This is a genomic window from Paenibacillus sp. FSL H8-0260, assembly GCF_045040625.1.
In the GTDB taxonomy this organism is placed as follows: Bacteria; Bacillota; Bacilli; order Paenibacillales; family Paenibacillaceae; genus Paenibacillus_AQ; species Paenibacillus_AQ odorifer.
Window position 1 is genome coordinate 6,852,080 of record NZ_CP150298.1, and the last position, 23,325, is coordinate 6,875,404.

Sequence of the window (23,325 nt, forward strand, 5' to 3'; positions counted from 1 at the left end):
TTACTGCCATGCCAATGTGATTATACGTAGCAGCTAAATAATAGTTCCAACTCATTATAACATGAAGACAGTAAGCAGCAGCCATGAGAATGTTTATGGCTGCTGCAATTTATTTATATGAGTTTAGCTTTCCAATTAGAATTACTGCGTAACTGCTGTTGCTTTGGGCTCGAGTGCATTACTTGCTTTTCCCGGCTCAATCAGTTGATCTACAGGTGTTCCTGCATTCATCCAATTATCAATCAGCGCCTTAGCTTCGCGCAAGTCCTCTTCATCAACGATATCATAATAAAGTCCGTCAATACGTTTTCCTTCGCCCATTACCGTAAAGCTTGAGATATCCATATCTTTGCCGCCCATAAATTTCTTGGCCAGACTAATAATCATTGAAGGCTCAATATCGGTCTTGAAATTATCGCCCATAATATCCAGCAGCTTAGGAATATTGCCGATTTGGCTGATCGATAACATTTTATTAGCTACGACATCAATAAAAACCTGTTGGCGTTTGGTCCGGTTAAAGTCACTATCTTCACGGTAGCGTGTATAGTTGAGTGCTTCTTGACCGTTATAATTCGACTTTCCACCCTCGATCGTAAACTTTTCATGGTCCTTACCCTTGTTTACAATGTCCTTCTTGATTGGCAGCGGAACGCCTCCAATAGCATCAACGGCATCCTTGAGCCCTTGAAAGTTAATGGTGGCATAATACTGAATATCATGCTCCAGCAGTGCTTCCAGAGTATCCTTAGCCATTTGCTGCCCACCAAAAGCATAAGCATGGGTAATCTTATCTTTTTTATTATCGTTATGCCCAATAATCTCGGTATACGTATCACGTGGAATAGAAATAAGCAGAATTTTGTAATCCTCAGGGCGAACAACAGCATACATCATAGTGTCTGAACGTGCGGTTTCATTGTCGCGTTGATCAGTCCCGAGCAGCATCAGCGAGAATGGATCGCTTTTGTATACAACCGGCTCTGGCTTAACCTTATTCTCATCCTTAAGTGGCTGGTAAGATTCTTCTTTCAGCTTGCTTTCTACCCGATCGGACAAAAAGAGGTCAAAGGCTAATACGGCCAAAGAATTCCGAAACAGAAAGCCTCCCGCTATAACAACGACGAGAACAATTAGCGCAATGTATCTTTTCTTTATTTTTTTCATCTTTGATTCCTTCTTTATTGTAGAATAATTACAAATACCATATATTTACAATGCCTCCTGATCGTTCTCAGGCAGTCATGGTTTTATTTCTCACGGCGGCGAATTTACTGTCCCTTATTCCATTATCTTATTGTCCCCCCTTTCAGGAAATTCGGGTCATTCTAAATTATAGAAAAAAGTTTTTTTGCGTTTCTAAAATAATATGGGATAAAACAATATTTCTATTGTAATCACTAAATGGATAAAAAGAAACAACAAATACCGACATGAATAGGGAAAAAGCACCATACCAAGTAATAATTACTGGTATGATGCTCCAAATTTAACTTCGAATTCCAAGGGCATGTATAATATGTTTTACCCGTTCTCCATAATGTAAACCGCGGAAAAACCCATAATCGAACAATTTAGCAGCACCCTCAAATCGGCTGCCATAGGTCTCTGCCCCCATAACGACCGCAATAAGCCGGTGCCCCTCTCGCTGGGCTGATCCCGCAATACAATATCCCGTCTGGCTATCATATCCAGTCTTCAACCCATCTGCCCCATCGTATGCGTAAGCGCCGCCCATACCTGGAAGCATAAGGTTGCTATTACTAACATATAACCCTTTATCCTTTAATTGCATCTGAGTACGACCGGAAATATTCAGTACATCAGGATGATTATGGATTAGCGCAGCTGCCAATTTGGCTGTATCCCTCGCTGTCATCATCGTCTGGCCACCGATATGCGTAGGCTGACGAATGATACCAAGATCCTTGCTCGACAATCCAGAGGCGTTGGTAAATACCGTATTAGGAGATAAACCTAAACTACGTGCTCTATCATTCATCATAAGTACAAAAGAATCCTCTGATCCTGCCATATATTCTGCCAATGCAACTGCAGCATCATTAGCAGAATAGATGGTAATGCCTTCGAATAGCTCCCTTACTGTATAGAAATCTCCTCGTTTTAATGAGAGACTCATACCTCCCATTTGACTGGCGTAAGCACTAATAGGGACTCTATCCTCCCACCTAAGGGTTCCAGAGGTTATGTGATCCAGCACAATCATTTCAGTCATTAATTTAGACACACTGGCCGGTGGCATAGGCACATCGCCGTTTATATTGACCCATATGTCTCCACTATCCATATCTAGCAGCACTGCTGAACCCGCGTCAATATCCGGTTTAAAGCCCAGCTCGATAGGCCTCCACACCGTAATTAAGACAACGACTATCAAAGCTGCACCAGCCCATATCAATATCCGTCTCTTCATCGTTGTCATCCTCCATAATATATATGACGAATGAAACAGCAATTTGATTTCACTTTTTGCGTAATTTTTTTTATTTTTTTTAATTTAGTCCTTTATCCACCATTTATTAGGCTCAATTATGGAGCCCAAAGAATCAACACGCACACCTTGTAGACGTTTATTAACAGCAGTAATGCTTTCTCTTTCCGCAAAAAAGATCATTGGAACCTCTTCATTCACTAGCTTCTGCCATTCATAATAGATTTGTTGTCGATAATCTCTATCATATGCCTTCATACTTGTGCCATCGCGAATCAATTCTTCATTCCGCTCCGAGGACCAACGTGGGTAGTTCCACAAATCATTCTCCCTCCAGAGACCTGAAGGATCAGGATCATTAGCTAATCCCCATACCCCGTTAAACAACTCAATGGACGGATCATCAGCCTCTACTGCTTCATAGAAGGTATTGAGCTCTTTTAACGCCCCACCATTAAGCTGCACATCGAGTCCCACATCTCGCCAATCCTCCAGAACAGCAGCAGTTCGTAACTCCGCTGAATGACTGCCTAGCATAGAATCATAATGAATAACTAACTTTTCTCCTTTTTGATCCTCACGCAGCCCATCTCCATCAACATCTACAAAACCAGCCTCATCAAGCAGCTGCTTCGCTTTTTCCGGATCATAGGGATACGTATTAATCTGACTGTCAGGGATCTTCGCCCAGCTTGCACTGGAAACCGGAGTTTCTATAGGCTTGCCTAACCCATGAGAAAATGATTGAATGATCCCCTCCCGATCAAGTGCATAATACATCGCCTGACGTAATCTTTTATCCGCAAATTTAGGGTTATCCATTACGATTTTTTCAGCTTCACTATCCCAATACCCAAATTTAAACCCTATATACTCATAAGCAAGCTCATTTGATTGTAAAATACTAATATTATCGAGTTCGCTCAGCTTTTCATAAGTATCTCGTGGGGCATTCTCTATATCAATTACGCCTTGTTCAAACAGGCTGATGATTTCCTTGTCATCAAATACCTTATACAACACACCATCCAATAAAGCCTTACCTTTATAGTATTGATCAAAGCGCTTCATCTCGACCCGCTGGCCAGGTTCAATAAGGCTCACCTCAAAGGGGCCAATCCCAATCGGATTTTTTCGCATCTGATCACTCTCAGGCATATCCTTAACAGCGACTCCAGTATAATATTTTTTATTCATCGGATACGGCCATAGATTATCAATCGTATTTACGCGGGCAGCTGTCATTGTTATTTTCAAAGTATAAGGATCTATAACCTTAAGACCTGTTATATTCTTCGCCTCACCTTTATGATAGGCTTCTGCACCTTGAATCATTTCCACACTATAATAACGCGATCCGGTGTAGTCTGGACTAGCAATAGTCTCCATCGCAAATTTCCAGTCCTCTACGGTCAGTTCATCTCCATTATGCCAACGGATTCCCGGTTTAATTTTAAAGGTAAATATTCTATGATCCTCGGACTCCTGCCAAGTGGCGATATTAGGAACCGTTGATAAATCATCATCTATCGTAAACATGGCCTCAGTAATAAACTCCAGCACATGAAAGTCATCTTCACCTTCATAAAAAGCAGGCTCAAAGAAGCCCATAAACGGCGATGAGTATCCATAAGTAACTACTCCGCCAGTCTGTGGCTTTTCGACCACCTCATTGTGATGTAAAGATAATGAATTACTGCTGGTACCTGCTCTGCTGCATGCTGACAATACAGTAGTCATCACGAGCATTGTTAACAAGAACCCGCATATCTTCTTATTCTTCATGTGTTCCTTCCCTTCTCTAGTTGAACGTATATCTACTTATAAGCTATGGAATAAATATTTACTGTAACAAAGTTTTAGAATGGTTACAATAACTTCTAAGCTTTAGGCCTATACTCCTGCTTGAATTTACGCATATTTCATAGTATTTATAAAAAAAGAGGGACCTACCTCATAGGCAGATCCTTTTATTACATTATTCTTCATCCTTATGCGTAATTCTCAGGCCTTCGACATGCTTACGCTGCATCAATTTCCGCTTTTTACGGGTATCCTTGCTCTCAAAAATTATATCAAAGTCATATTCCTCAGGATACAGCTCATCTTTGGATAGATATGGTTTTAAACGTTTATGATTAATCCGCATTTTTTGCTTCTGGATCATCACTCCGACCATTCCTAAGTGATCTCTTTTCTCATAAACAATGCCTATCCGCCCTAGTGAAGTTACAAGAACGGCATCACCAATTTCATATTGAGTCTGCTTCTCCTTATCGCTCAGTGATTCCGCAGACTTTTCTTCTTTTTCAAAATCCTCTATAACAGGTGCAGTCTTCCCTTTCTCTCCCTCTTTGCTAAAAACACTTGCCCATGCCGACCCATCACCTTTCTGCAGCCTTTGCTGCTGCGCCTCAACGATCTCCCACGATCGCTTGATAACGTTATCCTGGATACCCAGCTTTTTGGCAATTTGCAGAGCGTAACTCTCCCCCGCTTCTCCGATAGTCAGACGATACAACGGCTGCAGCGTTTCTTTGTCGAATTCCATTCGTGCATTTTGAAAACCGGCTGTCGCAGCGGCAAAGGCTTTTAGCTCATTAAAATGGGTTGTGACGATAATATTGGCCCCTTTACGGCTCAGCTCTTCCAGAATGGCGATTGAGAGGGCGATTCCTTCACCAGGGTCTGTACCTGCCGCCAGCTCGTCAATGAGCAGCAGCACCCCTTTAGAGGCATCTCTCAGCATTCCCTCAATACTCTTCATTTGTGCCGAAAATGTACTGAGTGATTGGGCCAAACTTTGTCCGTCTCCGATTACACTGATCACATCCGTAAAGACCGTAAACTCACTCCCCTCCTCGACCGGAATCAACAACCCGGATTGAGCCATGAGGGTCAGCAGCCCGAGGGTCTTGAGCACCACCGTTTTCCCGCCTGTATTTGGACCTGTAATGATTAGGGATTTATATCCCTTCCCTATCTCCAGGCTAATTGGAATCATGCCCTGCAGCATGGGATGTCTGCCTCCGTTCATCCTTAGAAAACCCCTATCATTTAGAGTAACCTCAGATGCTCCCAGCGTTCGTGCATATTTTGCTTTGGCAAAAATAAAATCATAGATGCCTGTAACCTCGATATTTAGGCGCAGTGCAGTTTGTTCCTGTTCTACCATGCTGGTCAGCATACTGAGGATCACAGCTTCTTCACGCGCCTCTTCTCCTAATAACAAATCCAGCTCAATCTGCATGGAGGCGATCTCATCTGGTTCGATGAACACCGTCTGTCCACTTGTGGATTGATCAAGTACCGATCCCTTTATTTGCTTATGATACTCCCGCTTTACGGGGATAACGTAACGTCCACCACGCTGACTATAAATATTCTCTTGCAAAATCGATTGATGGCGCGACATGATCCCGTCAATTTTTTTATGAAGACGTTCTTTAGCTACGCCAATCCGTTTACGAACCCGCTCTAACCCCTTACTAGCTCCATCATCAATCGCCCCAAAGCGAATACAACGATCAATTGCTTCCCGCACATGATTTAATTCCAGCAGCGAGGAAGCATAAGCAGCAATCCGGGGAGCACTTTGCTCTTTAGAAGCCATATATTTGCGCAATTGACTACAGCTCTTTAGAAATGTAGCCACTGCAGTGAAGTCTTGCTCACTGTACAAATATCCAGTCCCCATTAGTGACATGATCCACTCAATCCCCTCCAATGAAGGAATCGGTACACTGGACCCCCGCTCGAGCAGCTCTTTAGCTTCAGACGTTTCCTCCATCGCTCTTTGAATCGAAGACAAATAGGTCATAGGCATAAGCTCTTCTACAGTTTTCTTTCCTACATAAGATACGGCATGACGGCTAAGCTCGGTTTTAATAATTTCGTATTCCAACGTGTTTAGACTTTGTAAATTCACAGCAAATCCTCCTTATTGATCTAACTTTTTTTGGAACTAAATCTCCCTAACGCAAAAAGGACAAAGAATGCCACTATGGCAGTCCTTGCCCTTCTTTTTATGCTATTGTTCTCTGGCGTTTTAAGGTCCCCATAAAAGCCAGGGTGGCCGAAAAACAAAAAAACCGTGCTCTAAGAGCACGGTTAATTACAAAGAGAACAATAGCCGTAAAGAGGCCATATGACGCTTCGTGTGTTCTTAACTAAATCATCCACCGTTAGGAACAACAGACCTCTGCGCGAAACGAACTCAAATAGAGCACGTAAACGCCAAAAGACGAGCCTGCTAAAGCCTTCCTAATCCAGTGTTATGAAATTGCTAGTTAAGAACGGTCACCAACATCAATATTTCCCCTTTTGTTATAGGATAGCTGTAATTTAACACATTCCAGATGGAACGTCAACGTAATCCACACGCTGGCTTTTCACAACAAAAAAGCAGCCGGTTTCCCGACTGCTTCTATAAAACGTCCTATTCCGTTGTGTAAGGAAGCAACGCGATTTGACGCGAGCGTTTTACAGCAATGGTAAGAGCGCGTTGGTATTTTGCACTTGTACCTGTTACACGACGTGGCAAAATCTTTCCACGTTCGCTGATGAACTTCTTAAGAAGTTCAGTATCTTTATAATCAATGTGAGTAATCTTGTTCACAGTGAAAAAGCAAACTTTTTTACGCTTGTTGCGTCCACCACGACGTGCTGGTCTTTTGTCGTTGTCAGCGCCTTCTCTTGGTTTAAAAGCCATATTCTTTTCAGTCCTTCCTAATTAAAATGGCAAATCATCATCCGATATATCAATCGGTTTACCATCGCCCGAAAAAGGATCTTGAGTATTGTTGTTACGCGAGAAATTATTGTTGTTATTTCCGCGTCCAGCGTTACCACCGCCACCATATGCTGGCTCTTCAGGCATACTACTTGCACCACTTGAAGTATTTCCACCTTCACGGCTTTGTGAAGATTCCAGGAAACGAACATTATCAGCAATAACTTCAGTTACGTATACACGTTTACCTTCGTTATTCTCATAGTTCCGCACTTGGATGCGTCCTTCCACTGCTGTCAGACGACCTTTGCGCAAATAATTGGCACAGGTTTCTGCTAGCTGTCTCCAGGTAACAACCGGGATGAAGTCTGCCTCACGTTCACCGTTCTGGCCCGTAAAGTTACGATCTACGGCAAGCGTAAATTGAGTTACGGCAACACCAGCGGGAGTATAACGAAGTTCCGGGTCACGGGTCAACCGTCCGATCAAAATGATACGGTTCAACAATTCTGGTCCCCTCCTTTAGAGCGATTCATTACAAAGCTTGTCAAGATCTTAAGCAACGTCGTTCGTAATGAGATAACGAATAACTTCGTCAGAAATCTTCATAAGACGTTCTAATTCAGTAACTACTGCAGGTTCTGCATTGAAGTTAACCAAAACATAAACGCCATCACGGAATTTCTTGATCTCATACGCAAGACGGCGTTTACCTTGCACTTCGTGCTTTGTAATTTCCCCGCCATTGGAGATGATGCCTTGGAATTTATCGACTGCTGCTTGAACAGCTTCTTGTTCAATGTCAGGACGAATAATGTACATCACTTCATATTTGCGCATAATTTTCACCTCCTTATGGTCTGAGGCCCCTAATCACGTCAGGAGCAAGGAACGAGCACAAACATAGACTCGCACCTGATTAATATACCAAAACGAGCAGCAGAGTGCAAGCAATATTAATACCGGACAACCTTCCACCCTCTTTTTACATGAAAAAAACCCTACCTGCGCACAATAATCGGTGAATTCATCTGCACTTAAGGAAGGAGCGATAATGATGGGCGAAAAGACAGAATATGAAAAAGGCGACAAAGCCCCCAATCCAGGCATGTATACAGAGGTAGGTGAAGCGCGAAGCTTCCATACCGAAATTCAGAATCCACAGCATATTAAAATGGAAAAAGGGGACACCTTCCCCGAGACCAGTAACAAAAATCGGAAGTGGAAAAAGGTTGAAAAAGCACGTGTACATTAAATAAAAATAAATGTGTATAAAAAAAACGACATTACACATACTATACTCAGGCAGTACAAAAGAGAGGTGTGGTTCCGTTGGCCGTCGTAGACGAACACAATCACAGGATATCTGATTCAGCATCTATTGTTAGCTGGGAATAGTAGTGGGTTATTGTCTAAAAAGCAGTAACCTCAGCAACGCCTAAATCACTTTAGTCGCTATATACAGAGAAATTCCAACATCATTGATGTACTGCCTCTTGAAGAAGGACCCGAAAGGGCCCTTCTTTTTGCATGTTATGATCTTTTGCAAACAGCTCAGTGGACACAAAAAAACCTCCGTTACAGGAACGAAGGATTCATTAAAATGTTATATTATGCTGAAGTGGCGGAGAGGGTGGGATTCGAACCCACGCACGCTGTGACACGCCTAACTGATTTCGAGTCAGCCCCCTTGGGCCTCTTGGGTACCTCTCCGCAGCAAAAATAATTGTATCATGCAGACATGCCATTTGCAAGCTTAATTATTGTCTGTATTTCCCTCTGCAGAACGCAGTACCTTCTTCATATTCTTCTCGAATTTCGCCCGGGGAATCAGAACACTATGCTGACATCCTGTACACTTAATGCGGATATCCATCCCCATACGAATGATCTCCATCTCATTAGAACCGCAAGGGTGCTGTTTCTTCATCTGTACAATATCTCCAAGCTGAAAAACTTTACGTTCCACTACCCTTCCCCCTTTTTCCCCTCTTGTGTAGCTGCGATTTGGCGTCTTGATCCAGTGTCAGGCGTATCCGATACTTCCTGCTCATTTTCTGTTTTTGCCAGTTCAATTTCAGCCTTTGCTTCTTCTTCTTCTGCCTTCAAACGCGCTTCCTCTTCGGCTTGAGCAGCTTGGGCCTGCTCTAGACTGCTGAGTTTCTCTAGTGCCTGCTTAATATCATTCTGAATCTGTCTCTCCGCAACCTCTTTTGCATTAGGTAAACAGCTAGCCGCTATACGAATTACATATTCCGAAGTACTCATGGACTGTATACCGAGCACATTAGGATAAGCAAGAACATTAGAGTTACGCTCTTCTATTCCTTTTAGCGCTTCTCCAATCAAACCTAGCGTGGCCTCCAAGCTCCGCTCCATTTTTACAGGAACATCAACTACAGCCAATGCATTCGAGAGAGAATAATTGGTCACGTTCGTGATTAATCCATTCGGGATAATAAATACTTCTCCAGTTGTGCTTAACAGTCTGGTTGTTCGCAGTCCAATTAATTCTACCGTTCCTTTATATGTCCCCGTTTGAATTACATCACCCACTGCAAATTGATCCTCTAAAATAATAAAGAAACCTGTAATAACATCCTTCACCAAACTTTGTGCCCCAAAACCCACTGCTAAACCAAGCACACCCGCTCCAGCCAACAATGGTGCCAAATCGAAGTGGAACTCAGAAAGCACGAGCATGATCATCACAAAATTACAGATAACTGTCACTACATTTTTCATCAATTCCCCAACCGTAGTAAACCTTCGTGTGTTGGACAGAAGTCTGCCACCGGTTTTACGCTCAAGCGAACGATCAATAATATTAGAAACAATTTTAATAATAACCCGGGTTAAGAGAAAAATAACAAGAATCCGTAGACCCGCAAATAATACATCCGCCCACATATCAGCATCGGTAAACCAATTCCACACCTTATCTTTAAAGCGAATGGCATCTTTTAATGTATCCGCACCGGGTGTATCAGCCTCCAGTATCCACATATTCATCGCATGTACTCCTCCCTACCCCTAAATCAGTATGTAGTTCTCGTTGTGTTTTCCGTAGATGCCACGTATTTCTATTTCCTGCTCAACTATAATTCTTTTTACCTCTTCCAGCGCATTTTGAAAAAACTGAATTGAAATTGCACAGCCTGCGGTGATCTCCTTCGGAGTTGGAAATATATCAATTTCTATTTCAGCATACTCAAGCAGCATTTCAGCACGAAGCGCCTGCTGGGTGGAGTCAAACGCTATTAACATCTCATCCTGCATATACGTCAAGCCTCTCCATAGGTTTATCGTCCTATCTCTTGCTGCTGGAGTATAAAACCCCTCTTCTATCCATATACTAGATACCAACAAATAGAATCACCTTTAGAAAGGAAGATGGTATGAACTCCTCATCCAAGGCTACAGCAGCGCAAGAAACGTCCTGTTTAAAAATATCACATACAGATCCCGATATCTATTCCGCAATTACTCATCGGCTACTTTTTCACTTTTCACGCACGCGTCCAGAGACTCAAATTATCGTCATCTGTGTAGGCACTGATCGCTCCACCGGAGATTCTCTCGGTCCTCTTGTTGGTACTGCATTATCCCGTTTTCATAGTCCATTGTTTCATTTATACGGTACCCTTGAAGAACCGGTTCATGCCGTCAATCTTGAAGAGACTTTGTCTCTAATTAATGAAAAATATAATAACCCGTTTGTCATCGGAATAGATGCCTGCTTAGGTCACTCTACTAGTGTTGGCTGCATCCAAGTCGTTGAAGGTCCCCTCAGACCAGGAGCTGGCGTAAATAAACAATTGCCGCCGGTTGGAGATATCCATTTGACTGGAATCGTTAATGTCGGCGGCTTTATGGAGTATTTCGTATTGCAGAATACACGGCTAAGTCTAGTCATGCGCTTATCTGATATTATCGCTACAAGTCTATATTCTGCTTTAAAACAATGGAACCTGCATGCTACTTCTGCTGCAACGCGAGAGTTATAACTTCTTTTTCTTCAGGCGATAAGGCATATTGTGATTGCCCATTTTGCATAGGCTTGGAGTAAATATATGAGTTCTCACGATTATGAAGGCTGGTTAATACAATGCCACTGCTATTGTCATCCAGAATAGCCACCGAGAAGCTCAAATCATTACCACGTTCACCGAAGGCATTATAACGCTTCAGAGCGATATTTGACTTCATGCCGCGGATTTTGACTTGGGTAGCTTCTATCAACGCTTTTTGCTCACGTTGTTCTTCTTCCAGCATGTCGCTTTGGTTCTTCAGATCAACCAGAAGGCCTTCCAGATCCTCCACACCGCTTCCTGCCATCATGGCCTCATATTTGCGCCGTATAGTCCGCAGCTTAGCTCCCTGAGCGATTACAGTCACTATCAGTACTAGCATAATTACTACGAAACCAAACACAAACCACTGCAACTGTTCATTAATTAATTGATTCATTTCAGACATGAATGGACCATCCTTTTTATTTATCTGCTGCGGGCATCAGCCATATAACTCATCCATAGCAGCTAGCATTCTGCTTATATTATGCTCTGTTGTATCTACGCCTACACTCGCCCGAACAGCACCACTTTCTAGTGTATCAACAGCCTTATGTGCCAGTGGGGTACAATGCATACCCGCTCTGACGGCTATTTTATACTCACGATCTAGACGGTGGGCTATATTCGCCGATTCTTCCCCATCCACTACAAACGACACAATTCCAGTTCTCGGAGCCCCTAATGTGGGCCCTAATAGTTTAATGTTTGGAATATGGGACAAGCCCTCCATCAGCAGTTGAGTCAGCTTCCACTCTCTTTCGTGGATAACGTTTGTCCCTATCGATTTTACCTTTTGAACACCGGCTAGTAAACCAGCAATTCCTACCGCATTTTGCGTTCCCGCTTCATACCGATCTGGGCGAATAGAGGGTTGTTCACTATTCTCAGATTGACTGCCTGTCCCTCCATGCATTAAGGGCTCGAGATCCAATTCAGGTGATATATAGAGCCCACCAGTCCCTTGTGGTCCAAGCAACCCTTTATGCCCAGGAAAAGCTAATAAGTCAATATTCATTTTTTTCACATCAATATCAAGCGAGCCTGCACTTTGAGCAGCATCCACTAGAAATATAGCACCCTTTGCTTTAGCTAGATCCCCGATTTCACCAATGGGAAGTATACTACCTAGTAAGTTGGAGCTATGATTACAAATTACCATTTTAGTGTTCGGTCGAAACGCCTTGTCCAATTCGTACAAATCCAATTGACCCGCTCGATCCACCTTCAGATAATCAACACTTATCCCTAGTGACTTACGTAAATATTCCAAAGGTCTCCGCACAGAATTGTGTTCAGTCATTGTAGAGATTACATGATCCCCTGCTTTGAGCGTACCTCTAATCGCCATATTTAATGCCATCGTAGTGTTCTGGGTAAACGCTATGTCTTGTGCATTAGAAACCCCAAACAACTCCGCCAGCAAACTCCGGGCTCTCACCAACACCCGTCCGCTTCCCATGGCCAACGAATAATTTCCTCTGCCAGCATTTGCTCCCGACTGCAAAGCATTCATCATCGCAGCTGCCACCTCTGGAGGTTTAGGCCAGGACGTAGCCGCATGATCCAAATATACGAAGTCTTCCATAACCCCGCTCCTCGTCTCATACTCTTTTTCATTAAGAAGAAACAACGTTGTCGCCCTTTATTGATAATAACCTTATCTGTAGAAAATATAAGGATAATATTCAGCTGCACTTTATACATCCTTATATTTTGAAAAAACATACCCCTACTCATCCGATTACGGATAGCTCAGGATATGTTCTTGGCATAGATACCCATTTAGTTACCCAATAATTCTAACAATCTTTCTAAGTCCTGCGCACTGTAGTAATTCAGTTCAATCTTCCCTTTTTCCTTACCTTGTTTTATCTTAACCGTTGTTTTAAACCGTTCACGTAATACTTCCTCTACATTATCAATATAGGGATCACGTTTAACAACTTTAATCTTTGTACCGTTCGTTGGCTTTCGATCCAGATTTTTCACTGTTTCTTCAAGCTCTCTTACGCTCCATTGCTGTTCCACGCATTGTTCAGCCAATTGTTTAATAACTTCCGGATCTTTCAGGGCAACAATAGCTCGTGCATGTCCCATAGACATTGTTCCACGTGAAACATATTCTTTTACTTCTTCCGGTAAAGTAAGCAATCTTAGGAAGTTAGCGATGTGTGATCTGGACTTTCCAACTTTAAGTGATAGCTCTTCTTGTGTGAGTGAAAATTGATCCATCAAACCTTGATAAGCAACTGCGATTTCCATTGCATTTAAATTTTCACGTTGCAAGTTCTCAATCAGGGCGATCTCCATGACCTGTTGATCACTTAGATTTCTTACGACTGCTGGAATCGTAGGTTTACCACAATATTGCGAAGCCCGGAATCTGCGTTCCCCGGCAATGATTTCATACCCCTTCAAAACACTCCGTACAATGATCGGTTGAATCACGCCATGTTGTCTGATGGACTCAGCCAATTCCTGGATTGCTTCTTCATTGAAATCCTTGCGTGGTTGATAAGGGTTAGCCCGTAATTGAGCTAATGGGATTTCTACTACCTTATCATCTTCATTAATAGATAAAGAAGGAATCAGAGCATCCAGACCTTTTCCTAAACGTTTACTCATAAGAAATCACTTCCTTTGCCAACTCTAAATACACTTCTGCTCCCTTTGAGCGAGGATCATAAGTAATAATGGATTGTCCATGAGACGGCGCCTCACTTAAGCGGACATTCCGAGGAATGATAGTTCTGTAAACTTTTTCCTGAAAATACTTTTTAACCTCTTCGATGACTTGGATCCCTAGATTCGTACGGGCATCCAACATAGTTAATAGTACTCCCTCTATTTTTAAATGCGGATTAAGATTTTTTTGTACTAGACGCACGGTGTTTAAAAGCTGACTCAACCCTTCGAGCGCATAATATTCACATTGAATCGGAATGATTACCGAATCAGCAGCTGTAAGGGAATTGATCGTCAAAATCCCAAGGGATGGAGGACAATCAATGATGATGTAGTCATAATTATTTTTAACCGCATTTAGGGCTTTTTTCAATTTCAACTCTCTGGAAATCGTTGATACTAATTCGATCTCCGCCCCCGCTAATTGAATGGTCGCCGGGATGATGTGCAGTCCTTCATTTTGAGTTTCAAGTATCGTTTCTAGAGGATTTACTTCATTAATGAGAATGTCATATATACAATTCGCTACGTCCGCCTTGTTGATGCCAACGCCGCTGGTAGTGTTACCTTGAGGATCGATATCAACTAGAAGCACTCTTTTTCCTAATGTAGCCATACCGGCACCTAGGTTCACAGAGGATGTTGTTTTACCGACACCGCCTTTTTGATTTGCTATGGCAATAATCTTGGACACTAATTTCACCTCGAATAGTTAGGAAGAATCTTCTCGTAGATCGCAAGTACAAACGGCCAAACTATGTTACTTTATATGAGCTAAAACTCTAAAATGCAGGACTGAGCAATACATCCTGGTTTAAGTCACACAAAAGGCGGCCAATCACTTTAAGGCCGCCTTCAGCTTTTGAAACAATTTATCTTTTGGGGATCTGGATTACAATCTCGTAATGGTCACCACGGTCATTTTCTGACGTTTTGATTTCCATACCTGAGCCTGACACCATATCAATAGATTGACGAATTGTATTAAGAGCTAGACGAACATCCTTGGTATAGGAGACCCGTTTTGACTTTTTAGTTTGCGAAACTTGTTTATAGAAAGCAATACGAGCTTCCGTCTGTTTAACATTTAATCCTTTTGCAATAATCTCTGCCAAAACTTTTAATTGCATTTCCACACTATCCAGTGATAAGAGTGAACGCGCATGTCTTTCGGAAATCTGACGTTCCATCAACGCTGTCTTAACCTCTTCAGGTAAGTGGAGTAAACGAATCTTATTCGCAATAGTCGACTGACTCTTGCCTAAGCGTTGTGCTAAGCTTTCTTGTGTTAATTGATGAAGATCAATTAACTTCTGATAAGCGACAGCTTCTTCTATGGAGGTCAAACCTTCACGCTGTAGATTTTCTATGAGCGCAATAGATGCTGCCTGAGAATCATTGAACTCACGGACAATAGCAGGGATCGTCTCTAAACCAAGCTTTTTAACTGCCCGCCAGCGCCGTTCACCTGCGATGATCTCATATATGGAATCTCGCATACGTACAACAATAGGCTGAATGACACCATGAGTTTTAATTGTCTGACATAACTCATCAATTTTGTCATCATCGAATATAGTCCGTGGTTGGTAAGGACTGCTAACGACCTCATGAACTGGTATTTGTTTGATTTCTTCTCCGCTGCTCCGCTCGTTAAACCCAAATAGCTTGGTAAATTGTTCTTTCATTCCGTTCATAACCACCTAATTTCGTTATAGTACGATCTTCTTGACCTTCTTCACGGAAAGCATATCGTACAGCAATCTAAAACATTCTGATATTATGGAATTACCTGTAATGAACAGGCATCATAATCTCTCCTTCTTTCGAACAAGAGTACAGAGAAGGAGTTATATACAAAATTAAAGTCTACTATGCTATTCTATCACTTTTCTCCACATAATCATATTCTCCGTAAAGACCTATTTTTCCTGCATTTTTACAGGTGCAACAACCAAATCAGCTTATAAATCTAATTTTTATCTAATTTGATATTTATCGATTTTTGTTATCATCATCTTCATAAAAAAAGAGCATTCCCTTTGTTCAAAGAGAATGCTCCTAAAGGAACTTTGAGTATCGGCAATGTTTCACGTGAAACATTATTTTATCAATGGCATTTTGGCAGGAATTCCCGCTTTTCTTGGGTATTTAGCTGGTGTTGCTCCTGTCTTCCGGATCATAACAATATGTCGATCCGACTCCTCCACTGGTAAGCTGAACGACTCCACTTTGCTGAGTTCAGCACGAAGCTCTTTTAAGCTGTACTTAGCTTCGCTTAATTCCTCTGAAGGATCGCTGCCCTTCATTGCAGCGAACACCCCATCTTTGCGTGTGAAGGGAAGACAAAATTCATTCAATAAAGACAGTCTTGCTACCGCACGTGCTGTAACCAAATCATAGGCATCACGATGAGTGAACTTGCGCGCGACATCCTCTGCCCGCCCATGGATCAATTGTACATCAGTTAATCCCAATGTCGTACTTACATGCTGCAGAAATGAAATTCGTTTATTGAGCGAATCAACAATCGTTAGCTTCAAATGAGGAAAACATATTTTAAGTGGGATTCCTGGAAACCCAGCTCCTGAACCGATATCTGCGAGATTGGTGATCTCGTTAATATCAAGGAAAAAAGCTAATGAAATAGAATCATAGAAATGCTTCGTATATACCTGCTCTCGCTCAGTTATACCCGTGAGATTCATTTTTTCATTCCAGGTTACGAGTTCCTTATAATACAGATCAAATTGTGCTAACTGTTCTGCTGTAAGGGATATGCCTCGTTCCTGTAATAGTTGTGTGAATTGAACTTCCGTATTATCCATAGCTTATCCTTTCGCCGCGGTTACCCGGTTGTAATGCTCAAGATATACAAGAAGAATGGAAATATCAGCAGGTGTAACTCCCGCAATCCGAGAAGCCTGCCCGATAGAGATCGGGTGAATCTTAGTCAGCTTCTGCCGCGCTTCCATCGCTAATCCATGGATTTCATTATAATTAATGTCATCTGGAATTTTTTTCTTCTCCATCTTTTGCAGGCGCTCCACATGTTGAAGTTGTTTTTCTATATATCCGGCATATTTAATTTGGATTTCTACTTGCTCCTTCATTTCTGCATCCAGCATCTCTGGTGATGGTGATACTTGATCAACAAAACTATATACAAGCTCTGGGCGCCGCATCAGAACAAGCAAATTACTGCCATCTACAATAGGTGCCGATTCATATTGCGCTAGTACTTGGTTTACATCAACAGGTTTAACCTTTGTTTCTTGCAGACGAACAATTTCACGCTCCACCCGTTCTTTCTTATCTGTGAAGTTATCGAAACGCTCCTGTGTGATCAAACCAATGTCATAACCGATAGGTGTAAGTCTTAGATCTGCATTGTCATGGCGAAGCAACAAACGATATTCTGCACGTGAAGTAAGCAGACGGTAAGGTTCATTCGTTCCCTTAGTCACGAGATCATCAATGAGTACACCAATGTATCCCTGTGAACGATCTAGGATTACGGGTTCTTTGTCTTGCACTTTGCGTGCTGCATTAATTCCAGCCATAACCCCTTGGCCTGCTGCTTCCTCATAACCGGAAGTGCCATTGATTTGTCCAGCAGTGAATAGACCTGGAAGACGTTTGGTTTCAAGAGATGGCCATAGCTGTGTAGGAACCATTGCATCATATTCAATAGCATAGCCGTTACGCATCATCTCTACCTTTTCCATACCAGGAATGGAACGTAAGATAGCTAGCTGGACATCCTCAGGAAGACTAGTGGACAGACCTTGTACATAGTATTCCGATGTATTTTTTCCCTCTGGCTCTAAAAAGATCTGATGCTTAGATTTATCACTGAATCTTACGACCTTATCTTCTATAGAAGGGCAATAACGTGGGCCAGTTCCTTCGATAATACCTGTGAACATCGGCGCACGATGAAGGTTATCATTAATAATCTGATGAGTAACCTCAGAGGTATACGTTAACCAACAAGGAAGCTGTTCGTTATCGGATGATTTCGTTTCGAACGAAAAGAATTTCGGTTCATCGTCCCCTGGTTGAATTTCTGTCTTAGAGAAATCGATCGTATCACGATGTACACGTGGTGGAGTACCTGTTTTAAAACGCACCAATTCAAACCCAAGCTCCCGTAAGTTCTCAGAAAGCTTCACGGATGGCTGTTGATTGTTAGGTCCACTTTCATATGTTAGCTCACCCATAATCACTTTACCACGCAGGTAAGTACCTGTTGTCAGGATAACAGTCTTACTATGGTATTCGGTTCCGGTCTTCGTAACTACACCTACACAACGTCCATCCTCAACGATTAAACGCTCAACCATCCCTTGACGAAGTGTCAAATTAGGCGTTTTCTCCATAGTTTCCTTCATTGTATGTTGATAAAGAAATTTATCAGCTTGTGCACGTAAAGCATGTACTGCTGGTCCTTTACCTGTATTCAGCATACGCAGTTGAATGAATGTCTTATCTATATTGCGGCCCATTTCTCCGCCAAGCGCATCAATTTCACGCACTACATGTCCTTTGGCAGGTCCGCCTATGGACGGATTGCAGGGCATGAATGCGACCATATCCAGGTTAATTGTGATCATTAACGTACTGCAACCCATCCGGGCTGCAGCCAGTGCTGCTTCACAGCCAGCATGACCAGCGCCAATGACGATAACGTCATAGTTGCCTCCATCATAACTCATGTCCTGTTTCCCCCTTGAAATTATATTAAATCGTGAATCTTATTTTCCTAAACAAAATTGTGAGAATATTTGGTCTAACAAAGAGTCAGCTGCAGTATCGCCAATTATTTCCCCAAGCTGTTCCCATGCGAGCCGTACATCGATTTGAATCATATCAATCGGTATATACTGTTCTGCAGCATCGTATGCGTCTTGAAGTGATTTATAGGCTTTTTTGAGCAGGGCTATATGTCTCACATTACTCACATATGTCAAGTCACCCGATTCCAGCTTTCCACCAAAAAAGAGTGTCGAAATGGCATCTTCAAGTTTGTCTAGACCTTCCTCTTCCAGAACGGACATCGGTACAATGTTAGACTCTTCAAAAAATGAGAGCAACTTATCCTTATCCAGTTTGGGCGGTAAGTCCATTTTATTCATGATTACTAGGCACTGTCTACCGTGGATTTGTTCCATCAATGCCAATTCATCCTCATGCAGCTCTTCATTAGCATTCAGCACAAGTAGAATCAGGTCGGCGTCACTAACTGCCGCTTTGGAGCGCTCCACCCCAATTTTTTCAACAACATCCATCGTTTCACGAATTCCCGCTGTATCGAGCAGCTTAAGCGGTATATTATTTATCGTTATAAATTCTTCTATTACATCACGTGTTGTTCCTGGAATATCTGTTACAATCGCTTTGTTATCACGCGCTAATGCGTTTAGCAATGATGATTTACCAACGTTCGGACGTCCGACAATAGCTGTCGTAATCCCTTCACGAAGTATTTTTCCTTCATTAGATGTCTTAAGCAGCTTTGTTATTCCCTCCATAACCTCACTGCTTTTATCTTTAATAAATTCAGCTGTCATGGATTCTACATCATGTTCTGGATAATCTATATTCACTTCAATATGAGCCAGCATCTCAATAAGTGTATGGCGTAAAGCATGAATTCGATCCGATAAGGATCCGCTAACCTGTTTTAAAGCTACAGAAAAAGCCCGGTCAGACTTAGAGCGAATCAAATCAATAACAGCCTCAGCCTGCGATAAATCGATACGTCCGCCCAAGAAAGCACGCTTGGTGAACTCCCCCGGCTCGGCTAACCTTATCTCCTGCTGCAGAAGTAAGTCCATCACTCTTCTTACAGAAATTACACCGCCATGAGCACTGATCTCTACTACATCCTCTGTCGTAAAAGAACGTGGTCCTTTCATAACGGTTACCAACACTTCTTCCATCTTCTCTCCGTTATCAGGACTGACGATATGTCCGTAATGAACGGTATGCGATTCCGCTTCAGTTAATGGAACTCGGCTACGAAATAATGGTGCCACTTGGGAAATAGCCTGTGGGCCACTTACCCGAATAATAGCAATTCCTCCCTCGCCTAATGCCGTCGATACGGCAGCAATGGTGTCACTAAGCATGCTGTTTTTCACCCCAAAACTTATATTTTTTGAATAGAAACGTTCTTTTATTTTTAAAAAAACAATGACCCCTTACATTGGTCAAGGAGTCATTGCATCCATATAGTCTTTACTTCAAGGTTATAACGACGCGGCGATTTGGCTCTTCGCCTTTACTGAGGGTACTCACTTGCCGGTGATCCTGTAACCTGGAGTGGATAATCTTGCGCTCCTGAGGAGACATTGGCTCCAATACAACCTCTTTACGAGTGCGAATTACACGTCCGGCTAAACGATCAGCCAGCTCTTCAAGCGTTTTTTTACGGCGCTCACGGAAGTTCTCTGCATCTAACACAAGCCGTATAAAACTGTCGGAATAACGGTTAGCTACAATATTAGCCAAATACTGTAGAGCATCGAGAGTTTGTCCTCTTCTGCCAATTAACAGTCCCAAATCTGGACCGGAAATTTGCAGAATCGTGGATTCCTTGGTGTGGACGATTTCTACCTCCACTTCGAGCCCCATGCTCTTAGCGACATCCACAATGAAATGAACGGCTTCTTGGTAAGCTTCCTCCACCGGTTGTCCGGAATCTTGGCGTGGCACACCGCCGATGGCCTCCTGTTTGCTCTCTCTTGCTGACTGTTGAGGCAGTGACGGAGCACTCGCCGCTGATGCCGGTGCGGCTTCGGCTATCAAGGTTAGTTCAACCTTGGCACCTTTCGCACCGATCAATCCCAGGAATCCTCTTGATGGCTGCTCAAGTACGTTGACCGTTACCCGGTCCTTTTGAACTCCAAGCTGGGTTAGTCCCCGTTCTACAGCTTCTTCAATGGTTTTCCCTGTTGCGACGACTTTGCTCATTTTGACTTTTTGGCTCCCTTCGATGACTTGTTGCCGCCTTTGCTCTTCGGAGCAGGACTGGAGTCATCTGTACTTTTTACAGCACTTGCGATTGCCAATTTGTGTTTATCGTTGTTGCGGTATAAGAAGTAGTTCTGAATAATAGTGTAAAGGTTACTGTACACCCAGTATAATGGCAAGGCTGCAGGGAAGTTGTACGACATAACGAAGATCAGAACTGGATAGATCATCATCATGAACTGCATTGGCCCTTGTTGTTGCACTGGGTTCATTTTGGTCATCATTCTAGTTTGAATAAATGTTGTTAATGCTGCTAGTACTGGCAAGATAAACAGATGATCCGGTTTACCAAGCTCCAGCCACAAGAAGGTATGCTCCCGTAGATGTGGATTATAGTAGATCGAGTTGTAGAGAGCGATAAAGATAGGCATTTGTACGATCAGCGGTAAACAACCCGCCATTGGGTTAACCTTATTTTCTTGGAACAAACGCATTGTTTCTTGCTGCACCTTTTCAGGTGTGTCTTTATATTTTTTCTGGATCTTTTGGAGTTCCGGTTGAATGGCTTGCATTGCACGCGAGCTCTTCACCTGTTTAATAGTAAGCGGAAGAATCAACGTGCGGACAATAATAACCATCACAAGTACGGCTAAACCATATTCTCCGTTAAACCAATCTGCAAACTTGTCCAAGGCAATGGCGAAATAATACACTACATTACTTTGCCAGAAGCCTCCATTCTTCAAATCCTCCGTAGTGTGCGTGACAGCAGCCGACGGAGCGCATCCCGACAGAACAGCTAACGACAACACCATTACCGTGATGAGGAGAAACCATTTTCCTCGTCTAGTCTTCATTAGAGACACTTCAAAACCCCTCTCTTAAACATTCCATTCCACCGTAAATCATACCATAATTATGAATACAAATAAACAAGCCTCTTAAGCACCCTTTATTTGCGGGAAGCCTTGAGTAGCTTGGCTTTACGAAGCACATGCAGCACACTTTTTTCGAGCTCTGCATACTCCATGGAAAGCGCTCCTTTTCTTACGATAAACACCATGTCTAAGCCACCTGCAATCTCAGGTTCATGGTGACGGACGATTTCCTTAACTAATCTTCTCATACGGTTACGGACAACCGCGTTTCCGACCTTTTTGCTAACAGACACACCTACTCTAAATCGCTCTACCTCTTTTTTGCCAAACCAATACACTACAAATTGATGATTCGCAAATGACTTCCCATGGCGGTATACACGACTGAAGTCGGCACGGTTTCGTAAACGTAACTTTTTGTGCACGGGAATCTCCTTCATAAAAATCCGGTTTAAGTGTCCCTCCGAATTTTTTCTTCTAATAGTATAGGCATTTGCAAGCAGCCATAAACGACTACATTTGCTGTGCTGAAATTAAGCTTCTATATATAGTAGGAAAAATAATTTCAACTTCTCACAAAATATTTCTCAATATACGTTAAATAGCCCCGCAAAGTGTAGCTAGCGCATTAAGCGAGATCCTAGACTTTTGCAGAGCAATAATAATAAAAAGCAGTAAAAAAAGACCACCGCAGTGGTCCCTTAGTGGCCTAACTTACGCACTCAAAACTTTTCTGCCTTTCAAGCGGCGAGCTGCCAGCACTTTACGGCCGTTTTTCGTGCTCATTCTTTTACGGAAACCGTGAACCTTACTACGTTTGCTCACATTTGGTCTAAATGTCGGTCTCATAATTGCACCTCCCTTACAGGAACTTAATTACTGTCATATAAGCAGAAACGGACTAAGCCGTCCTTATAGTAGGGACAGTATCTACAAGAATTATCATTTTTATATATCGAGACATATCCTTACAGAAAACACCTTTATATATTTAAACATATTTTATGAGCAAAAGTCAACCTAGTAACCGGCTTGTTCCTCCCCCTCAAGCTCAGGTTTTTATCCACAACTCTCCCCAGGAAAAAAGTAATCCACAAGATATGACAGTTATCCACCTGTGATCAAAAAATAAAGTCGACTACTCACAGTTGAGCACAACCTGTGTATAAAATTATCGAACCTTTGGCGTAAAGTGTCGAACCGTAAACAAATTATCAACAATATGTAGTGGTGTTCCTAATAATTGTACACAAGTGCTTGAATTTGTGGATAAAATAGCCCTGCTCATTGAAAAACAAGGGGCGTTTTGCTATGATGGTATTACTTTTGAATGTGAATAGATTTGTTTGTTCTCTTAATTATCAACAAGCTGTGGATAAAGTTGTGAACAAATCAAATTTATCCATATTTTTTTGTCTCTTCATATTGCCTACTGGGGATAAATATCAGCACCAACCTATTTTCTTCGACATTTCCACTTCATGGCTGATGCCACATTTGGAAGATTTAAAGGAGTGACAGTCT

Annotated in this window: 24 protein-coding genes and 1 tRNA gene; 2 read left to right on the plus strand and 23 right to left on the minus strand. The window is 42.4% G+C overall.

From position 1 onward, the window contains the following. Positions 1 to 141: 141 nt before the first annotated feature. From MHI51_RS30430 to rpsF, 7 genes are all read right to left on the minus strand, one after another. Positions 142 to 1,167, minus strand: a complete 1,026-nt coding sequence (locus MHI51_RS30430) for an LCP family protein (RefSeq protein WP_076099795.1) — start codon at positions 1,165 to 1,167, stop codon at positions 142 to 144. 322 nt (positions 1,168 to 1,489) lie between these two features. Then, on the minus strand, positions 1,490 to 2,434 hold the full coding sequence (locus MHI51_RS30435; RefSeq protein ID WP_036677789.1) for a D-alanyl-D-alanine carboxypeptidase family protein: 945 nt from the start codon (positions 2,432 to 2,434) through the stop codon (positions 1,490 to 1,492). An 84-nt stretch (positions 2,435 to 2,518) separates the two neighbouring features. Next, entirely contained in the window at positions 2,519 to 4,237 is a 1,719-nt protein-coding gene (gene opp4A / locus MHI51_RS30440; protein ID WP_405173477.1) for an oligopeptide ABC transporter substrate-binding protein, read from the minus strand. Positions 4,238 to 4,430: 193 nt separating this feature from the next. Further along, complete coding sequence (locus MHI51_RS30445; protein WP_405173478.1) at positions 4,431 to 6,380, minus strand: endonuclease MutS2; 1,950 nt, start codon at positions 6,378 to 6,380, stop codon at positions 4,431 to 4,433. A gap of 510 nt (positions 6,381 to 6,890) precedes the next feature. Next, positions 6,891 to 7,163, minus strand: a complete 273-nt coding sequence (gene rpsR / locus MHI51_RS30450) for a 30S ribosomal protein S18 (protein ID WP_036651767.1) — start codon at positions 7,161 to 7,163, stop codon at positions 6,891 to 6,893. A 21-nt stretch (positions 7,164 to 7,184) separates the two neighbouring features. Then, entirely contained in the window at positions 7,185 to 7,691 is a 507-nt protein-coding gene (ssb, locus tag MHI51_RS30455; RefSeq protein ID WP_036677780.1) for a single-stranded DNA-binding protein, read from the minus strand. A 48-nt stretch (positions 7,692 to 7,739) separates the two neighbouring features. Further along, positions 7,740 to 8,024 carry a 30S ribosomal protein S6 gene (gene rpsF, locus MHI51_RS30460; RefSeq protein WP_036677776.1) on the minus strand — a complete coding sequence of 95 codons (285 nt, stop codon included), beginning with the start codon at positions 8,022 to 8,024 and terminating at the stop codon, positions 7,740 to 7,742. A 217-nt stretch (positions 8,025 to 8,241) separates the two neighbouring features. Between rpsF and MHI51_RS30465 the strand changes: the two genes are divergently transcribed. Beyond that, entirely contained in the window at positions 8,242 to 8,439 is a 198-nt protein-coding gene (locus MHI51_RS30465) for a YjzC family protein (RefSeq protein ID WP_036677774.1), read from the plus strand. Positions 8,440 to 8,806: 367 nt separating this feature from the next. On the opposite strand, the gene MHI51_RS30470 is transcribed toward MHI51_RS30465, so the two are convergent. From MHI51_RS30470 to MHI51_RS30485, 4 genes are all read right to left on the minus strand, one after another. Then, positions 8,807 to 8,897 (minus strand) — tRNA-Ser (locus tag MHI51_RS30470). A gap of 43 nt (positions 8,898 to 8,940) precedes the next feature. Further along, on the minus strand, positions 8,941 to 9,153 hold the full coding sequence (locus tag MHI51_RS30475; protein WP_036677772.1) for a DUF951 domain-containing protein: 213 nt from the start codon (positions 9,151 to 9,153) through the stop codon (positions 8,941 to 8,943). Further along, on the minus strand, positions 9,153 to 10,196 hold the full coding sequence (locus MHI51_RS30480; RefSeq protein WP_076191465.1) for a mechanosensitive ion channel family protein: 1,044 nt from the start codon (positions 10,194 to 10,196) through the stop codon (positions 9,153 to 9,155). Before MHI51_RS30480 ends, MHI51_RS30475 begins: the two co-directional genes overlap by 1 nt. A 21-nt stretch (positions 10,197 to 10,217) precedes the next feature. Beyond that, positions 10,218 to 10,463: a DUF3343 domain-containing protein gene (locus tag MHI51_RS30485; protein ID WP_076124321.1), complete on the minus strand. Its 246-nt coding sequence runs from the start codon at positions 10,461 to 10,463 to the stop codon at positions 10,218 to 10,220. A gap of 119 nt (positions 10,464 to 10,582) precedes the next feature. On the opposite strand from MHI51_RS30485, the gene yyaC reads away from it, so the two are divergent. After that, positions 10,583 to 11,191: a spore protease YyaC gene (gene yyaC / locus MHI51_RS30490; protein WP_036677770.1), complete on the plus strand. Its 609-nt coding sequence runs from the start codon at positions 10,583 to 10,585 to the stop codon at positions 11,189 to 11,191. On the opposite strand, the gene MHI51_RS30495 is transcribed toward yyaC, so the two are convergent. The 12 genes from MHI51_RS30495 to rpmH all read right to left on the minus strand — a co-directional run bounded on the left by MHI51_RS30495 (position 11,163) and on the right by rpmH (position 22,650). After that, entirely contained in the window at positions 11,163 to 11,663 is a 501-nt protein-coding gene (locus tag MHI51_RS30495; protein WP_076276330.1) for a DUF4446 family protein, read from the minus strand. The genes yyaC and MHI51_RS30495 overlap by 29 nt on opposite strands. 36 nt (positions 11,664 to 11,699) lie before the next feature. Then, positions 11,700 to 12,845 carry an aminotransferase class V-fold PLP-dependent enzyme gene (locus tag MHI51_RS30500; protein ID WP_076276331.1) on the minus strand — a complete coding sequence of 382 codons (1,146 nt, stop codon included), beginning with the start codon at positions 12,843 to 12,845 and terminating at the stop codon, positions 11,700 to 11,702. Between the two features lie 197 nt (positions 12,846 to 13,042). After that, the gene (locus MHI51_RS30505; protein WP_036677764.1) at positions 13,043 to 13,885 is read right to left on the minus strand and encodes a ParB/RepB/Spo0J family partition protein; all 843 of its coding nucleotides are present in this window, start codon (positions 13,883 to 13,885) and stop codon (positions 13,043 to 13,045) included. Next, on the minus strand, positions 13,878 to 14,639 hold the full coding sequence (locus MHI51_RS30510) for a ParA family protein (RefSeq protein ID WP_036677762.1): 762 nt from the start codon (positions 14,637 to 14,639) through the stop codon (positions 13,878 to 13,880). Before MHI51_RS30510 ends, MHI51_RS30505 begins: the two co-directional genes overlap by 8 nt. A gap of 178 nt (positions 14,640 to 14,817) precedes the next feature. After that, the gene (gene noc / locus MHI51_RS30515) at positions 14,818 to 15,633 is read right to left on the minus strand and encodes a nucleoid occlusion protein (protein WP_036677760.1); all 816 of its coding nucleotides are present in this window, start codon (positions 15,631 to 15,633) and stop codon (positions 14,818 to 14,820) included. A 414-nt stretch (positions 15,634 to 16,047) separates the two neighbouring features. Beyond that, positions 16,048 to 16,773: a 16S rRNA (guanine(527)-N(7))-methyltransferase RsmG gene (gene rsmG / locus MHI51_RS30520; RefSeq protein WP_076218353.1), complete on the minus strand. Its 726-nt coding sequence runs from the start codon at positions 16,771 to 16,773 to the stop codon at positions 16,048 to 16,050. A gap of 3 nt (positions 16,774 to 16,776) precedes the next feature. After that, the gene (gene mnmG / locus MHI51_RS30525; protein WP_036677754.1) at positions 16,777 to 18,663 is read right to left on the minus strand and encodes a tRNA uridine-5-carboxymethylaminomethyl(34) synthesis enzyme MnmG; all 1,887 of its coding nucleotides are present in this window, start codon (positions 18,661 to 18,663) and stop codon (positions 16,777 to 16,779) included. A 39-nt stretch (positions 18,664 to 18,702) separates the two neighbouring features. Continuing rightward, on the minus strand, positions 18,703 to 20,079 hold the full coding sequence (gene mnmE, locus MHI51_RS30530; protein WP_076124328.1) for a tRNA uridine-5-carboxymethylaminomethyl(34) synthesis GTPase MnmE: 1,377 nt from the start codon (positions 20,077 to 20,079) through the stop codon (positions 18,703 to 18,705). A 109-nt stretch (positions 20,080 to 20,188) separates the two neighbouring features. After that, complete coding sequence (gene jag, locus MHI51_RS30535; protein ID WP_036677749.1) at positions 20,189 to 20,923, minus strand: RNA-binding cell elongation regulator Jag/EloR; 735 nt, start codon at positions 20,921 to 20,923, stop codon at positions 20,189 to 20,191. Next, positions 20,920 to 21,789, minus strand: a complete 870-nt coding sequence (locus MHI51_RS30540) for a YidC/Oxa1 family membrane protein insertase (protein WP_076124330.1) — start codon at positions 21,787 to 21,789, stop codon at positions 20,920 to 20,922. Before MHI51_RS30540 ends, jag begins: the two co-directional genes overlap by 4 nt. Before the next feature lie 86 nt (positions 21,790 to 21,875). Further along, positions 21,876 to 22,226 (minus strand): ribonuclease P protein component, encoded by a 351-nt coding sequence (gene rnpA, locus MHI51_RS30545; RefSeq protein WP_036677842.1) that lies wholly within the window; start codon positions 22,224 to 22,226, stop codon positions 21,876 to 21,878. 289 nt (positions 22,227 to 22,515) lie between these two features. After that, positions 22,516 to 22,650, minus strand: coding sequence for a 50S ribosomal protein L34 (rpmH, locus tag MHI51_RS30550; RefSeq protein WP_036677745.1), 135 nt, complete (start codon positions 22,648 to 22,650; stop codon positions 22,516 to 22,518). Positions 22,651 to 23,325 lie beyond the last annotated feature (675 nt).

What these genes read in the sequence shown, in the direction of transcription:
- MHI51_RS30430 (WP_076099795.1), bottom strand. Translation starts at nt 1,167, where the DNA reads ATGAAAAAAATAAAGAAAAGATACATTGCGCTAATTGTTCTCGTCGTT.
- MHI51_RS30435 (WP_036677789.1), bottom strand. Translation starts at nt 2,434, where the DNA reads ATGAAGAGACGGATATTGATATGGGCTGGTGCAGCTTTGATAGTCGTT.
- opp4A (WP_405173477.1), bottom strand. Translation starts at nt 4,237, where the DNA reads ATGAAGAATAAGAAGATATGCGGGTTCTTGTTAACAATGCTCGTGATG.
- rpsR (WP_036651767.1), bottom strand. Translation starts at nt 7,163, where the DNA reads ATGGCTTTTAAACCAAGAGAAGGCGCTGACAACGACAAAAGACCAGCA.
- rpsF (WP_036677776.1), bottom strand. Translation starts at nt 8,024, where the DNA reads ATGCGCAAATATGAAGTGATGTACATTATTCGTCCTGACATTGAACAA.
- MHI51_RS30465 (WP_036677774.1), top strand. Translation starts at nt 8,242, where the DNA reads ATGGGCGAAAAGACAGAATATGAAAAAGGCGACAAAGCCCCCAATCCA.
- MHI51_RS30480 (WP_076191465.1), bottom strand. Translation starts at nt 10,196, where the DNA reads ATGAATATGTGGATACTGGAGGCTGATACACCCGGTGCGGATACATTA.
- MHI51_RS30485 (WP_076124321.1), bottom strand. Translation starts at nt 10,463, where the DNA reads ATGCAGGATGAGATGTTAATAGCGTTTGACTCCACCCAGCAGGCGCTT.
- yyaC (WP_036677770.1), top strand. Translation starts at nt 10,583, where the DNA reads ATGAACTCCTCATCCAAGGCTACAGCAGCGCAAGAAACGTCCTGTTTA.
- MHI51_RS30495 (WP_076276330.1), bottom strand. Translation starts at nt 11,663, where the DNA reads ATGTCTGAAATGAATCAATTAATTAATGAACAGTTGCAGTGGTTTGTG.
- MHI51_RS30500 (WP_076276331.1), bottom strand. Translation starts at nt 12,845, where the DNA reads ATGGAAGACTTCGTATATTTGGATCATGCGGCTACGTCCTGGCCTAAA.
- MHI51_RS30505 (WP_036677764.1), bottom strand. Translation starts at nt 13,885, where the DNA reads ATGAGTAAACGTTTAGGAAAAGGTCTGGATGCTCTGATTCCTTCTTTA.
- noc (WP_036677760.1), bottom strand. Translation starts at nt 15,633, where the DNA reads ATGAAAGAACAATTTACCAAGCTATTTGGGTTTAACGAGCGGAGCAGC.
- rsmG (WP_076218353.1), bottom strand. Translation starts at nt 16,773, where the DNA reads ATGGATAATACGGAAGTTCAATTCACACAACTATTACAGGAACGAGGC.
- mnmG (WP_036677754.1), bottom strand. Translation starts at nt 18,663, where the DNA reads ATGAGTTATGATGGAGGCAACTATGACGTTATCGTCATTGGCGCTGGT.
- mnmE (WP_076124328.1), bottom strand. Translation starts at nt 20,079, where the DNA reads ATGCTTAGTGACACCATTGCTGCCGTATCGACGGCATTAGGCGAGGGA.
- jag (WP_036677749.1), bottom strand. Translation starts at nt 20,923, where the DNA reads ATGAGCAAAGTCGTCGCAACAGGGAAAACCATTGAAGAAGCTGTAGAA.
- rpmH (WP_036677745.1), bottom strand. Translation starts at nt 22,650, where the DNA reads ATGAGACCGACATTTAGACCAAATGTGAGCAAACGTAGTAAGGTTCAC.